The 14,506-nt window shown below is 39.6% G+C and carries 15 protein-coding genes; 2 read left to right on the top strand and 13 right to left on the bottom strand.

Annotation, left to right across the window (positions count from 1 at the left end; all coding sequences use genetic code 11):
* Positions 1–102: 102 nt before the first annotated feature.
* The 8 genes from BXP28_RS02405 to BXP28_RS24875 form a co-directional block, all read right to left on the bottom strand.
* Positions 103–621: a shikimate kinase gene (locus BXP28_RS02405; RefSeq protein WP_096761131.1), complete on the bottom strand. Its 519-nt coding sequence runs from the start codon at positions 619–621 to the stop codon at positions 103–105.
* A 130-nt stretch (positions 622–751) separates the two neighbouring features.
* Complete coding sequence (locus BXP28_RS02400; RefSeq protein ID WP_042119048.1) at positions 752–1,987, bottom strand: ABC transporter permease; 1,236 nt, start codon at positions 1,985–1,987, stop codon at positions 752–754.
* A gap of 5 nt (positions 1,988–1,992) precedes the next feature.
* Entirely contained in the window at positions 1,993–2,697 is a 705-nt protein-coding gene (locus BXP28_RS02395; protein ID WP_036658354.1) for an ABC transporter ATP-binding protein, read from the bottom strand.
* A gap of 337 nt (positions 2,698–3,034) precedes the next feature.
* Positions 3,035–4,678 (bottom strand): lantibiotic dehydratase, encoded by a 1,644-nt coding sequence (locus BXP28_RS02390; RefSeq protein ID WP_023485373.1) that lies wholly within the window; start codon positions 4,676–4,678, stop codon positions 3,035–3,037.
* Positions 4,654–4,782, bottom strand: coding sequence for a hypothetical protein (locus tag BXP28_RS25490; RefSeq protein WP_374049703.1), 129 nt, complete (start codon positions 4,780–4,782; stop codon positions 4,654–4,656). The genes BXP28_RS02390 and BXP28_RS25490 overlap by 25 nt, the downstream gene beginning before the upstream one ends.
* Complete coding sequence (locus BXP28_RS23780; RefSeq protein ID WP_257125661.1) at positions 4,772–4,900, bottom strand: hypothetical protein; 129 nt, start codon at positions 4,898–4,900, stop codon at positions 4,772–4,774. The genes BXP28_RS25490 and BXP28_RS23780 overlap by 11 nt, the downstream gene beginning before the upstream one ends.
* A 223-nt stretch (positions 4,901–5,123) precedes the next feature.
* Complete coding sequence (locus BXP28_RS23155; protein ID WP_162544272.1) at positions 5,124–5,264, bottom strand: hypothetical protein; 141 nt, start codon at positions 5,262–5,264, stop codon at positions 5,124–5,126.
* The gene (locus BXP28_RS24875) at positions 5,222–5,323 is read right to left on the bottom strand and encodes a transposase family protein (protein WP_077584869.1); all 102 of its coding nucleotides are present in this window, start codon (positions 5,321–5,323) and stop codon (positions 5,222–5,224) included. Before BXP28_RS24875 ends, BXP28_RS23155 begins: the two co-directional genes overlap by 43 nt.
* 432 nt (positions 5,324–5,755) lie before the next feature.
* On the opposite strand from BXP28_RS24875, the gene BXP28_RS02380 reads away from it, so the two are divergent.
* Positions 5,756–6,064: a hypothetical protein gene (locus BXP28_RS02380; RefSeq protein WP_024094400.1), complete on the top strand. Its 309-nt coding sequence runs from the start codon at positions 5,756–5,758 to the stop codon at positions 6,062–6,064.
* A 1-nt stretch (position 6,065) separates the two neighbouring features.
* On the opposite strand, the gene gnd is transcribed toward BXP28_RS02380, so the two are convergent.
* From gnd to BXP28_RS02365, 3 genes are all read right to left on the bottom strand, one after another.
* Positions 6,066–7,478: an NADP-dependent phosphogluconate dehydrogenase gene (gene gnd, locus BXP28_RS02375; RefSeq protein ID WP_023485372.1), complete on the bottom strand. Its 1,413-nt coding sequence runs from the start codon at positions 7,476–7,478 to the stop codon at positions 6,066–6,068.
* Positions 7,479–8,154: 676 nt separating this feature from the next.
* The gene (locus BXP28_RS02370; RefSeq protein WP_036658350.1) at positions 8,155–8,502 is read right to left on the bottom strand and encodes a hypothetical protein; all 348 of its coding nucleotides are present in this window, start codon (positions 8,500–8,502) and stop codon (positions 8,155–8,157) included.
* Between the two features lie 368 nt (positions 8,503–8,870).
* Positions 8,871–10,094, bottom strand: a complete 1,224-nt coding sequence (locus BXP28_RS02365; protein ID WP_023483236.1) for an IS256 family transposase — start codon at positions 10,092–10,094, stop codon at positions 8,871–8,873.
* A gap of 361 nt (positions 10,095–10,455) precedes the next feature.
* Between BXP28_RS02365 and BXP28_RS02360 the strand changes: the two genes are divergently transcribed.
* The gene (locus BXP28_RS02360; protein WP_237087271.1) at positions 10,456–11,715 is read left to right on the top strand and encodes a glycosyltransferase family 2 protein; all 1,260 of its coding nucleotides are present in this window, start codon (positions 10,456–10,458) and stop codon (positions 11,713–11,715) included.
* A 218-nt stretch (positions 11,716–11,933) separates the two neighbouring features.
* Here the strand turns inward: BXP28_RS02360 and BXP28_RS22390 are convergent, their stop codons facing one another.
* Together BXP28_RS22390 and BXP28_RS02355 are read right to left on the bottom strand one after the other, a co-directional pair.
* Complete coding sequence (locus tag BXP28_RS22390; RefSeq protein WP_230460812.1) at positions 11,934–11,993, bottom strand: putative holin-like toxin; 60 nt, start codon at positions 11,991–11,993, stop codon at positions 11,934–11,936.
* Positions 11,994–12,307: 314 nt separating this feature from the next.
* Complete coding sequence (locus BXP28_RS02355; protein WP_036658346.1) at positions 12,308–13,870, bottom strand: M4 family metallopeptidase; 1,563 nt, start codon at positions 13,868–13,870, stop codon at positions 12,308–12,310.
* Positions 13,871–14,506: the final 636 nt, after the last annotated feature.

The raw sequence follows: 14,506 nt of genomic DNA, 5'->3' as shown, positions 1-14,506 counted from the left end.
TCGTTCTCACTCCTTGCTCCGTCTTGCCTGTGATCAAAATATGACAGGCGGTATGATGGACTGGGAAAACATATAGATGATCCCGGAAGGTCCGGATAAAAGTTATCTGGTTATCCATGCCCTCCATTGTTTAATAATCGTATCAATAGTTTCTGTGAGCAAACCAGAACTTGTATCCAAGGTAAGATCGGCAAACTGATAAGTATCTTCCCTCTCCTTCAATATCGAATGCACCCTTTCTGCCACATTGCCTTTCAAAAGAGGCCGGTCGGTATCCTGGCTGACTCTTTGAATAATCACCTCGGGGGATGCCGTCAGAGCTACGACAAACCCGTTCTGCTTCATACAAATACAATTAGCTTCACGAAGCACAGCACCTCCGCCTGTAGCCACAACCTGCCTGTCCTTCATTAGAACCCGGTGAAGAAGGGCTTCTTCAACATTGCGAAAATGGTCCTCTCCATACTTGGCAAATAAGTCCGGTATGGATTTGTTTTGATCATTTACAATTTCCTGATCTAGATCAATCCGGGTCAGATTTAGGCTTTTTGCCAATTCGGCTGCAACTGTAGTTTTTCCGGTACCCATGAAACCGATCAAAATGATATTATGTTTCCCCACATCTATCTCCTGCCTTATTTTCATGACTAAGCTTCACTCTATCATATCACAGCTCTCACGCTCTTGAATACAACAATACGGACAGGGGGAAATCACGAACCCATCGTCCGCTCCTGGATTAATCGCAAATTCAGAAGGTACTTTTAAACCATCTTAAGATAATAAATAAGGAAATATAGAAACTCAGAAAACCTGCACCGACACTCGCCAATAAAATAAGCGCCGACTGAGATTTTGCTAGCAATGTAATGACAACAAGAATATAGCTTGGCATCGCAAGCAAAATCATTGTAATCTTCATAGCTGATCTTTTTACATCATAAGGCCACAAATAAATTTTTATATAATCTGAATAAATAAATTGAATCCAAACCATCTTTCCTAGTGAAAGTAATGTAAGGGCAAGCATAAACAAAAAGATATAACTAACTAAAGGGGGCATCTGATATATACCGTAACATGAAACAATAGTCAACTGTATATAAAGCTTCGCACTAAATGAATCCCTAAAGAAAGCCTTAGTGCAGCATTCGGATAAAATATTGGCCCTGCTTCGCATTTTAAAAAATTTCGTTGAATTCCGGAACAAGAATGGTGCTGGCCTTCTTGAACGAGGGCTCTTATATTTAAAGCCGGTGTTATTCAGCAATAACGCTAGGTGTTTATACCGATCAAGAATATCATAATCAACATATTCCAAAAAGCGATTTTTGTATTCTATGTGTTTATTTAATAGTGCTATAATGAAGGTAAACGCTAAAGTTACACTCGAACAAATGATGATTAACGGTTGATTCTGTAAAATAATTACCAAATAAGACGCTGCTCCGGCGACGTAGAATAAAAAGAGTAACGTTAGCCGTTTAATTGTATTTAAAACCGCATTTATTCTGCGTTTTATTAAAGCAAATAGTGTCATGGAAAGAACCGTAAATAAATAGAAGTAAGTGATCTGGACCATATCCATTTGAAACCCCAAATACATAACGGGAAGCCAACAAATTATGAACAAAGCCGTTTTAATGCAATGCACCAAAAATGAGTAAATAATTCCATATCGTCTCAGTTTTATAATCCATGGTTTTCGTTGCAACAAAAACAGTTGGTCTTCGTATTCATAAAATGAACGAACCGTACTTAAGCCAATAAGTACAAAAAAGAAAAGCGCTACGGTTAGAAAAGGAACATTAAAAATCCAGTCTGGTTTTGTATTCCATAAGTAATAATAATAACTGACTAGGTAGAAAAAGCCCGGAACAACAAAATAAAGAGCTACACTCCAATCTACAACCGATTTGATAACCCGATATTGAAATATTGCATTAAGTTTCACTCTGCGTACGAATAGATGGTAAGCCGTATTCATAGAACTCATCCTTTAATCATTTTATGAAAACATTCATAAAGTGTACCGTTTGGCAATTTACATAGTTCTTGAATTTGTATCAGAGTGCCTGAAGCGGCAATTTGACCATTATTTAGTAATATAAATCGATTACAAATACGCTCCGCCGTATCCAATACGTGTGTTGACATAAGAATCCCAGCTCCTCGCGCCCTCTCCATCTGTATTAAATCTAATAAATCCTTAATGGCAATAGGATCAAGTCCTATAAAAGGCTCATCGACAATATATACATCGGGTTCCAATAAAAAACTTAAAATAAGCATTACTTTTTGCTGCATTCCTTTAGAAAAACTTGAGGGGTAAGAATGCATAAGTTTTTCTAATCGAAACTGACTTAACAATTCTTCACTCCTTTTTATTTTTTCAGTCGAATAGTATTCGTAGGACGACAATGCAATCTCTATATGTTCCCAGAGAGTAAGACCTTCATACAAAATCGGTTGCTCGGGTATATAGCTGTAAGAACCACTTCCATCCTTTATGGACGCGTAACCTTTTACATAAGGAAGCAACCCAATAATGGATTTAATAGTTGTTGATTTTCCTGCTCCGTTAGGGCCGATCAAGCCTACCAATTCACCATGTCCTACACTGAACTTAATATCATAGATAATCTTGTTCTCTTCAGAGTACCCCGCTTCATCTACATTAACGTCTAATAGCTTCATCTTGAGTCTCCTCCCAAGCAAATACACTTATAAAAACATTGGATACTTTAGAATATAATTAGAACAATCCTTATGTCCGATAAAAATAAGTGAGAGTGGTATAAACGGCTCAGGCAGTTTCATAACTGTCTTGAAAGCATCGGCAGAATAAGATAAAAACGGGTATTGTCCTAAACCCTGGATAACGGCAGAATGTATAATTCGTTCCATCATTATCCCGCAGACTATATTTGTTTTGCGATATAATCTGCTACATTCTTCCATAAAGGATGGCAACCCGGACAATATAAGAGTAGCCGCCGTTTTGTTAAAATCCAGATCAGGCTGAACGATTGTTTTATAGATGTTTAGAGAAATCTGTCTCCCCTTGAATGACCAAACTCTCTTCATCTGGCAGAAATTCTTCAACAATTAAATAACTGTTTAAACCTTTTGTTAAATCACAATATTTTTCAAAAGCTCTAATAAAAAAGATGCTATTAAAATCAATGTATTGTGGTTTTCGTAGTGCATCGTTTTTCAAAGCTATTTCATCCTCATTTCCCTTATTTTCTGAAGTCAGTTCCTTTTTTGTTAGAAGGTTTAAAATTTTAATAAACACTTCTCGAGGTAACCCTTGGGATTTCCTCCAATTCTCATAAACCATACACCTTTCCAGATCACCGTATGGAAGATGTCTGTACGGAAGTTCTTTTGATGGTATCCACCATTGTTTTCGAGTTATCACCAAATTATTGATTTTTATTCTTGGTATTTTTACGACAACTTGTTTTTTAGCCTTTTCTTGTTGAAAAAAATACAACTTTGCAATAGGTAATGACATATAATTCGACGGGACCATAAAAAATAACAAACGATAAATTGGCGGCAAGAGATACCAAGTTAAAAAACCTAAGTATAAAGGATGAATTGTTGCATCGTTTTTTTTAGTTTTAAATATCAGTTTATCTTCCTCGGCTAGATAGTGAATAGATAAATCCTCTATTTTCAAAGATTCTTCAAAATTCGAGTTAGGAACCATTCCAGGATAAATAATTTCGTAAGGTGCCATAGGCGAATGAATGTTGCCATTAAAGCCAAATACACCTGAAATTTCTGCAAACTCGTGACCTTCATACAAAATCCTATTATAGACTTCTCTAATCATATCTGTGTACTTTATACCTTCAGGAATATCACAAAGGTCAATAAACCGAGAAACATACTGTCCATAACCTGCAGCCATTTTGTTAATGACGAATTCTGGTTCTTCTGAATTTTGAATATTGTATGGTTGCAAAAAAAAGCTATAAGAATATGACCAATTTTTGATAGCTGAAGGGATATCGTCAATAATATGCAAAAAATCTTTGTCCTTTAAGCAGACTTCCTCTTCAATAGTAGTATCTATTTTTTCAAAAATAATATTTAATAATTCCCTCTTTATCGATTCTGCTTTTTGAATGACTTCTAATTGAAACGGATTGAACACTTCATCATTCACTTCATCTGTAGACTGAAGATTTTCTTGAAAGAAAAATCGATATTCATCCAACAAAGCGAGAATGTCATTACAAACTCCAGTTTCTCCATACTTTTCAATAAAAAAATGCTTAAGGGTCTGAACAAAAGGGAAGTTAATAGAAAACAGACTAATCAAGGGCTGCAGTATAGAAAGATGTCGAAGTGTATTATTCCAATCCGAACTGCGTAGCATAGTATTGATCTGGTAAGAAGTATCTTCATAAATAAGCGGATTAGGAATAACCGGATTATAATTTAATATCGCGAAGATTTCCAATAATAAGCTTCTCATTATATCTATCATTTGTTTTCGGCCGATTATGGAAGTATAACTATATTCCGATTTACATTTATCAACCGACCTCAATAATTCAGTGACTTTCTTCACTGTAGGATGATTAATACTTTCAAGCTTAAATATCAGATCGTTCAAAATATCCAAGGAATTTTCATTTAAGAGAACTCGGCAGTATAGCACTTCGGTTTGAGGCAGGCTAGGCCATCTTTATTAAAGGTATGGATGACATCACAAACATGATCCTCCGCACAATAGTAAAGTGTCGCGATGCCTTTAACTTTCATTTTTTGGGCTGAAGCGAGTAGTATGTAAGCTCCGTACAGCAAAACCGGATGTATTCCGGCGAGTAACCCGGAGCAGATGTTGACCTTCTTGGTTGGTTAATTCGCGAACAAATAACATGAAAATCCCTCCCGCGTTTTATTACGTCAGGACGACTTTAAAATCCTTTTCTTTATTCAGGTAAAGACAGCATCCAAAGTTGTGCGCTTGAGCTAAAGCAACGTTGAGGGAATTTACATACAAATATGGACACGTCGTAAGGCCTCGATTCTTCCCCGGTCTCACGCATTCCTTCCACAAAGAAGCCCTTCACTTCTTCAAGCAGCAGCAGATGATTGCCCTTTTACGCAAAAACGTAGTCCGCCTTGTTCTCCTTCACGATCTTCCGAGCGATCTCTTTTTGCGTATTGAGTGCGTCCACTATCACAATACAGCCCTTAATCATGGAACTCCGTTTTTCAACTCGATATACTGCCTTAGCCACTCCGTCCGCTCCTGTGCCCACAGCTCGATCGTTTCCCAATCCTTACAATTGCACAGCATGCCACATACCCCAATAAGAGATGTCCATTAATCTATGCACCACTTTGCCTTCTTGCCACTTATCGTGAATGAGCTGAAAATAGTTGAAAAATTTCCGTTGGTCAACGTTGGTACACTCCTGCTTCTTACCGTTTTTGATTAAGCATAGCAGGTTTTGTACAGCCTCTGCTGTTCCAACTTCCTATTATTTCCATCCTACAATAGATGGTTATATACTTCGTGATTTCGCCGTGGCATACTGGGTTTGAAACAAGCATATAAGTATGGTACCCCTCCTTAATTTTACTTGACACCAGAAAAGGGACTTCGCCGCTTATTCTCAAGCGATGATCATTTCGTGTCCCACGATAAACAAAATAAGGAAAAGGTATACGTTCAAACTTGCCCTTTTTGAGCAAAGTAGCCGCAGTACCCTAAAGGAGAGATGGCTCATTGAACCCCCATTATTTACAGGATCCTGATGATAAATTTTTGAGTATGCTCCAGCCTAACTACCCTCTATGCCGGGATGATTTAATCTGGATGATGGATTTTATAAAAAAAAGAGTGGCTGAAGGCGACCCCAGATTACTGGATTTGCCCACACCACGCCTTTTTCAGAATTTCCATGCTTTTTGTGAACTCGCTATGATGATCATCCACAACCGGGGGAAAGTTGATCAGGAAGCGGATCTATGGTTAAAATCCCGACTGGCTGAGGCTGCCTGCGGCCTGTTTCGTCTTCCTGAGCCCCCAGTTTAATTTAATCCTCCAACCAGTTGAAATGAAACGTGCCTTCTCTGTCAACGCGTTGGAACGTATGAGCACCAAAGTAATCACGCTGGGCTTGCAGCAGATTAGCCGGCAGTCTTTCCGTCCGGTAGCTGTCGTAATAAGCCAATGCAGAAGCAAAAGCCGGTACCGGTACACCGCGAGTAATAGCCGTAGCCACTACTTGTCTCCAAGCGTCCTGGTATTCTTCCACAATGTTTTTAAAGTACTCATCCAGAAGCAAGTTCTTGAGGCCAGGGTTGCGATCATATGCGTCTTTGATGTTCTGTAGGAATCTTGCACGGATGATGCAGCCTCCACGGAAAATCATGGAAATGCTTCCGAAGTCGAGGTCCCAGTTATACTCTTCTGACGCAGAGCGCATCTGCGCGAAGCCTTGGGCATAGGAACAGATTTTGCTTGCATACAGCGCTTTGCGTACAGCTTCGATAAAGGATTTGCGGTCTCCGTCAAACAGTTTTTGGGTAGGACCGCTTAGTACTTTACTTGCAGCAACACGCTCCTCTTTCATTGCAGAAATAAAGCGGGAAAACACGGACTCAGTAATAATGGATAACGGAACACCAAGGTCCAGGGCACTTTGGCTTGTCCATTTTCCTGTACCTTTTTGACCAGCGGAATCCAAAATGACATCTACCATTGGCTGTTTGGTTTCAAGGTCGTATTTGGTGAAAATGTCACGAGTAATCTCGATCAGATAGCTGTCAAGTTCCCCTTTATTCCACTCCCTGAAAATTTCATGAAGCTCTTCAGCATTAACGTTCAGCACGTCCTTCAGGAGGTGATAGGCTTCACAAATCAACTGCATGTCCCCATACTCAATTCCGTTATGGACCATTTTGACATAATGTCCGGCGCCGTCCGGTCCGATATACGTACAGCAAGGATCTCCATTCACTTTAGCAGAAATTGAGGTCAGGATATCTTCAACTAGGGCATAAGCCTCTTTTTGTCCGCCAGGCATAATGGCAGGGCCTTTAAGTGCCCCCTCTTCACCGCCGGATACACCTGTTCCAATAAAGCGGATGTTTTTCGCTTCCAGCTCTTTGCTGCGGCGTTGTGTATCAGGGAAGTGGGCATTACCTCCGTCAATCAGGATATCCCCTTCAGATAAAAGTGGAACCAACTGTTCAATGGTAGCATCAGTAGCAGCTCCAGCTTTTACCATAATCAGAATTTTACGGGGAGTTTCCAGGGAGTTAACGAACTCCTCCAGGCTATAGGTGCCTACTAGGTTGCGGCCTTTGGCTTCCTCCATCAGATCTTTGGTTTTCTCCGGAGAGCGGTTGAACACAGAGACAGTAAAACCTCTGCTTTCAATGTTTAAAGCAAGGTTTTTCCCCATGACAGCCAGTCCGATCACACCAATTTGCTGTTTCGACATATGTGCAGCACCCTTTCTATCTGTTGTCTATGTGTAAACATGAACCAAACGGCCACCGGCAATTTTCAAGGGTATGTACCCAGTCCTTCCTTCAGGTTATTAAAATCAACATCCGAAGGACGGAAATCTTAACCGAAGCGGACGGCAGATTGGTGGTTACCATATAGGATGAATCCGCCCAAAGCGAATACATCTGTATTTGATGATAAACGTCAGCTAAGGTCCTGTCAATTTTCCATAACAAATAAAACACCTGTAGTAAACCGGGCCTTTTGCATACCGGTATATTGGAATTTTGCATAATCGATTAAAGCTCACAAAATCTCAACTATATACGAATGATTTGGACCAATTTAAGCCATATATACTACCATCTCAAGGCGGTTAGGGATTTATGCAGATTACGGATACTAATGGGTGCCATACCGGTTAAAATCATCTTTTGCGGATTGATCTGCTTTGTAGAAAAGAACGTTTCTCCCCCTAATATAACTATGTACATCTTAAAAACCCTTGATTTATAAGGGTTTTTCTTGTTTGCATCTGTTCGTATCCGATTGAATTATGGTGAGTCCGAGTACATTTCGTCCCCAATTCGTCCCCGATGGGGAAATGTATATTTCCATACGTTAATACAATAGAAGCAACCCCATATAAGCAGGTTGCTTCTATTGTATTATCTGAGTATTAGAATGTCGTTGACTGCCGCTCTGTAAGCAAATTCAATCGCTTTAGACTTGACGTGAAACATCTCTTCAAGTTCAAAATAATTATCTATTTCATTGTCAGGGATATACTTCATAAGGTCTTTGAACCTTTTTTCAAATCTTAGAACAGACTGGTTATTCTTTTCATATTCATCACGCAACTGATAAATGCGAGATTGAATTGACGGTTCTAAAATTTCCTTTACCATAGTTGGACAACTCCCCTTATTGGCATCTTTACCGATCTCTAAATACAATTTTGATAAGTCAACTTGCTTTTTAATCTGAATCACCTCTTGTTTATATTTTAGTTTCATGATATTGCGAACTCGCTCTAGGAAGTTTTGAACGGATAACCTTTAAATAAATCGTTTTCAAAATACCCGCAATTGGTTCTAAGATAAGTAATATCCCTCCCTATTATTATAAGTATGATGCCACGTTCATTACTTCCCCAACTACTAAAAGATCGCTTTCAACTCCCTCATTTATGTACCTAGGTGAATGAATTCACGTGTCACCGCCCACCACTTCCTTTCTTTTCTATTTCATTATAAATTTAGTGTCTCTAATAATACAACGATCAATATATTCCATATTATTGCTTATATAGATAAATAAGTTAATTGACAAGGGCATTAGATCAAGTCCAAATTTGTGTGTAAATTCCCTCAGCTAGACTGTGCTACATAATGCGAGTCACTTTGGCATCGGACTTTGGCCGATCCTTCCGCCATTCCATGTACTCGGTCATGTCGAGATATTTCTTGCCGGCTGCCCATTTTTCATCCTGTTCCATCAATAGAGCACCAATAAGACGAATCACGGATTCACGGTTTGGGAAGATGCGAATGACACGTTCCCGGCGTCTAACCTCTTCGTTGAGACGCTCAACGCTATTTGTCGTGCGCAGCCGTTTTCGGTAACGCTCTGGCAGCATTAAGACGGCGGTAGCATCGTCAAATCCGCTTTCCAGCACGCCCATCGCCTTACCCGCCTTATCTTCATAAGCCGCTAAGGTCTGTTTTAATAAAAACCTTGCCGTTCCAGTATCAGGAGCATCTAGAATCGACCGTAGACGGCCATGGATCTCATCCTTCAAGGCTTTGGGTGAGGCTTCTAATACATTTCGCGTGAAGTGAGTCTGGCATCGCTGCCATGTTACCCCTTGCAGCTGCTGCCGTACCGCGCGTACAAGGCCGCCATGATCGTCGGAGGTAATGAGATCCACACCTCGTAATCCACGTCCTTTTAGAGAGCTGAAAAACTCACTCCAGCTTGCTTCAGATTCTGTGTCACCCAGCATCAGGCCAAGGACTTCACGATAGCCCTCGGTGTTTACACCAATGGCAATCATGATGCCTCGTGAGCGTACACGACCGTCTTCACGGACCTTGAGATACATCGCATCTACGAGAACAAACGGAAAGAGGCTGTCTGCCAGGCTTCGATTATTCCAAGCAGTTACGATGGGATCCAGCCGCTTACAAAGGTCTGAAACAGTGGATTTAGAAAACTCGGTTCCGCAGAGTTCTTCGGTTACTTGCGAGACTTTACGCGTAGAGACGCCGTTTACGACCATTTCCATCATCGCTAAGATTAACGCTTGTTCACTTCTCTGGTAACGACTAAAGAGCTCTGTCGTGAACTTCCCGCCACGGATGCGCGGAACACTTAGTGTAATGGTTCCCACCCGCGTATGCAGCCCATGTGGATACGATCCATTCCGGTACGCTTTTCGATTCTCTGTTCGTTCATAACGATCTGCTTCCACTTGTTCACTCACCTGTGCTTGTAAGACTTGGTTCAGTACAGACTCGAGCAGCTTGGCTACACCCGCATCCTGAGAATTTCCCAAAAATAGTTGATGCAAAAGCTGCGAATCTACGTTAATCTGGTATTGAGCCATTTCATAACACCTCGTATATTTAGAATTTTGTGTCCCAACATTATTCTAACTGAGGGCTATGAATATGGCTCCTTTCATTTTTTGGAACCTAGCTTTTTACACAATTATACGGACTCAACTAGGGCATTACCTATTTATTCCATATTCTTAAGATTATTTACTGTTTGCATTCATTCGTATATCTTAGTTGATATACTAAATCATACATTACATACAATGCTTATTTTTATATTGCTTGTCCCAAATTTAGGATGTAAACTGTTTCATGTGCCTTACTACATAAAATGGGAGTTGAATAAGAATAATGGGTTGACGCTGTTTTTCTAATTTTAGGTCAATTGAATTGATTGGGGGACATACCGTGCTATACAATGTATTCTTTTTTTTGATTTATGCAATTGAATTTATTGGCTTGTTTTTTATTGTTTATAATTCGACTATCAGCCTATTGGGAATGTTTAAACCGTCAAAAGAAAAGCATGAAGAAGAACATCCCTTAGAGACCAGATTTGCTATTCTGATTTGTGCACATAATGAAGAACAAGTTGTCGGTCAGTTGGTTCAAAATCTAGATTCATTGGACTATCCCCGGAATCTATATGATATTTACGTTATAGCCGATAACTGCACTGATAGCACTGCTCTTGTGGCTCGCCAAAACGGTACACTTGTACTAGAACGACATGACCCGACAAAGAAATCTAAAGGATATGGACTTGAATGGGCGTTTGAACAACTATGGAATATGGAAGCTCGTGGAACCACCTATGATGCAGTCCTGGTATTAGATGCAGATAATCTCGTCACGCCAAACACATTGAAGGTGCTTAATCAACGCATTGTTAGTGGAGCCGAAGTATTGCAACTTTATCTCGATTCCAAGAATCCTAAAGATAGCTGGATTTCAAAATCCTATGCCTATGCTTATTGGGCAACCAATCGTATATACCAATTGGCCCGTGAAAAGTTGGGGCTTTCCGCTCAGCTTGGTGGTACGGGTATGTGTTTTAAAACATCCGTATTGAAAAATATAGGATGGGGAACTGAATCGTTAACGGAGGATTTGGAATATGTGGCCCGTTATGCTCTGGCTACAGGAAAAACTGTTCGATGGGTTCATACGGCCAAAACGTTTGATGAAAAGCCGTTAAAAATGAAGGCTTCATTCGTCCAACGTTGTAGATGGGCGCGGGGTCATATCGATTGTAGTTTCAAGTACGGATGGCCACTTCTTAAAATGGTATTTAGTCGAAAAGGATTCATAGCATTTGATATTTTCCTATATCTCTTCAACCCATCACGTATTATATTAACATCCATAACGATGTTTTCATTTCTAATGGCATGGTTATTTGATTTCGGTCTTATACGGCACTCATGGGTATGGTTTACTGCCCTTATTATCTATTACATCATACCTTTAATAGGACTTATTATGGAAAAGAAGTCAAAAGCTATCTTGTGGACACCACAAGTATATCTATTCTCCATCTCATGGGTTCCTATTTGGTTTATCGGATTGCTCCAACGTAAAAAGAAAACGTGGAATAAAACAGTCCACACCAGAAGCCTGAACGACTCGGAATTACAACATCTCGTAGGTGAACGAGAAACTGCGTAATGTAGTTATTGTTTAAGTAAGCCCTTCGGGGCTTTTTTTGCACAAAACACATAAACTTGTTAAATAAAATAAACATGTGTTAAAATAATGGTATCAAGCATATATTAAAAATGACCGCAGACGCTGGAACGTCCACGGTCGGCAATAGCCGCGCTACTAGGCGGTCGGCTTAAAGGAATTACGAATAGATCGCACTTAACCTTTGGACGGTGGGCGATCTATTTCATTTTCTGGATAAACGTTAGAAGCGCTAAAATAAACATTCCAAATAAGAACATTAATTGAAGAGCCTGAAACGTCTCCATAGCATCACCTCCTTTCGAGGTGATGCCGACCTCCCACGTAAGCCACTATTGCTTGTACCATTGTACCACATATTACCTTTTATTTATAATGTAATTTTAAAATTGGTTGCAGCCCTTCGGGGCTTTTTATTTTGCGCAAAAATAACCTGCCGCTAAGACAGGTTATCCTCATTTCATAAAATCTCTTTTTACAACCATACAGAACGTGAGATAATGACCAATAAAATGAACTTTACACCTTCACTATCTTTTATTTTACTAATTTTCTCCAGTTAGACTTATTAAGTCTAATTAACCCCAACAGCATCATAGGCCTTATTTACTGAGTTAGCCTCATTTGAATCATCTCCAAATAAATCTTTTGCTGCTTGTATAGCTGCAACCCTCATAGTTGAGAAATTAGCATATGGTGTCAAATAATGAGTAAGTGCATGGTAATATATTTCGACTGCTTCATCCCTACCTATGCCAGACACTGTTACCCCTCTATGAGTTCCTCCTTCTGCAAGCAAATAGAAGGCTTTGTTATTAATTCCACTGTTGATATGGACTCCTCCATTATCAAATGGACCTGTGTACAGATCCTCGTACGAATCGGGTTGATCATAGCGTGTTGGGTCCTGCATGGAACGAAAAGCTTCTCCTTTTACCGACACATCTTCTCCTATTAGCCATCCTTTGTTTTTGATAGAGTTGCCCATAATATCGGATATAGATTCATTAAGCGCCCCAGGTTCATTTCGATATTCTAAATTTGCCGTATACTGGGTAACGCCATGAGTTAATTCATGACCAATTACACCTAAATCTGAAGAGAATGCCCGAAAGTTAACTCCATCACCATCTCCATAAGCAATTTGTTCCCCATTCCAAAAAGCATTATTGTAATTCAAGCCTAAATGAACTGTTGATTTAATCTGCATTCCTTCATCATCTAGGCTATCTCTATTAAATTTGCTTTTGTAGTAATCATAGACCTTTTCAGCATAGGCATGAGCGTCCACGGCAGCTGCATCTGTCCAATTATTATTGTCCCTGCTGATTACAAGAAATCCCGGAAGGAAGTACGAGTTAAGTGCTGTGTATGTTTTTATACCATTACCGCGAGTAGTATCGTAGAGTTGAAATTGAGCTCCAACTTGTTTGGTTTCAAATGTTTTTGTGTCACCCAAAACACCCGTTCCTGTTCCTGTAGCCTGTTCTAGTAGGCTATATTTGTTCACGATACGACCATCCTTTGCATTGATAAAATAACGTGTACGAAAAGGTTTGGGATCAATTGTATTCATTTCTGTCATATAGACTAACCATGCCTTGCCTTGATGCAAATATACATAGATATCAGCTTTGGGGTCCGTTGCAGGTTTGTCAATATGTCCGATTTGGTTTTCAGCGTCTTTTTTCGCGACTTGAATAGCATCTGTTGGACTTATTTGGGGATTAACCTCTTCTGGCAAAAAGCTTTGGTGTTGACTTGGGAGCAGATTACCAAGTAAACAGGTGATTTTCCCTTTTTTATTTATATGAATGGTTTGTTCAGCGCCATACACGGGAATGTCATGTATATATTGTTTCAGTTTGTAATGAACCGTTCCTGCTTTAGGATAAGTTTCCTTTTTGATAATACGGAGTTGATTCCGAAGTTCACCAGAACTAATATCCAGTTCCTTTTCTTTGTTAAGAAGAAACTCCCAAATTATTTCCTCTTCAGGCGTTCCAGGCGTAGGTTCCCAACTTTCAGCAGCAATAACTTTAGCAGGTAATTCATCGCCTGGCTCTGCTGCTCCAGCGCTTAAGGAAGTCCCTATAAGAAAGAACCCCGCTAAAAATGTCAGTAGTAGTTTTTTCACTTAATCCTCTCCCTAAAAGTTTTTTTAACCAAAATGAATCCCATTGAAATAATTAACAAGAAATTACATTATGCTATGTCAGAATGCCAAAAACTGTTCGGGCTTTTCACACAAAAATAAGATCACGAAGGCAACTTTACGTCTGCCTTCGTGATCTTTTTACTTTAAAGATCCCTACCACCATATAGAACGTGAAATAATGACCAATAGGATAAACAAGACTAAAATAGCTGATGTACTTGTGAATCCTCCGTATCCTCCACATGAAGCTCCATTTCCGTATACTTCGCCCACTCATTACACTCCCTTTCATTAGATTCAAAATATTTTATGATGGATGCTGAGCCATTGCTTGGACTGTTGTACCGTGTGTTTTGACCAATTAAGCCCGTTTTATTAAGGAGATAAATTTAATTCTTGATAGCTTGGTTTAGGTATCCTACTCCTATATTGGTGATGGTGCGCACTAGATATTTTTCAGTGTTTGGGACAAAAAAGGATCTCGTTGGTAAATTAATACCTTCGTGTTCCTTTTTATGTAAATTGGAAGATGTTCGAGATGGTGAGTCCAACACCGGTAGAAAGGATAACATAATTTATCTCTACTGATGGTTAGTGAACTGACGACATACTTTA

This window comes from Paenibacillus larvae subsp. larvae, assembly GCF_002003265.1.
Lineage (GTDB): Bacteria > Bacillota > Bacilli > Paenibacillales > NBRC-103111 > Paenibacillus_H > Paenibacillus_H larvae.
This window is presented reverse-complemented; position numbering and strand designations above follow the sequence as displayed.

What these genes read in the sequence shown, in the direction of transcription:
- BXP28_RS02365 (WP_023483236.1), bottom strand. Translation starts at nt 10,094, where the DNA reads ATGGCTCAATACCAGATTAACGTAGATTCGCAGCTTTTGCATCAACTA.
- BXP28_RS02400 (WP_042119048.1), bottom strand. Translation starts at nt 1,987, where the DNA reads ATGAATACGGCTTACCATCTATTCGTACGCAGAGTGAAACTTAATGCA.
- BXP28_RS02395 (WP_036658354.1), bottom strand. Translation starts at nt 2,697, where the DNA reads ATGAAGCTATTAGACGTTAATGTAGATGAAGCGGGGTACTCTGAAGAG.
- BXP28_RS23780 (WP_257125661.1), bottom strand. Translation starts at nt 4,900, where the DNA reads ATGTTATTTGTTCGCGAATTAACCAACCAAGAAGGTCAACATCTGCTC.
- BXP28_RS25490 (WP_374049703.1), bottom strand. Translation starts at nt 4,782, where the DNA reads ATGAAAGTTAAAGGCATCGCGACACTTTACTATTGTGCGGAGGATCAT.
- BXP28_RS02370 (WP_036658350.1), bottom strand. Translation starts at nt 8,502, where the DNA reads ATGAAACTAAAATATAAACAAGAGGTGATTCAGATTAAAAAGCAAGTT.
- gnd (WP_023485372.1), bottom strand. Translation starts at nt 7,478, where the DNA reads ATGTCGAAACAGCAAATTGGTGTGATCGGACTGGCTGTCATGGGGAAA.
- BXP28_RS24875 (WP_077584869.1), bottom strand. Translation starts at nt 5,323, where the DNA reads ATGCTGTGCAATTGTAAGGATTGGGAAACGATCGAGCTGTGGGCACAG.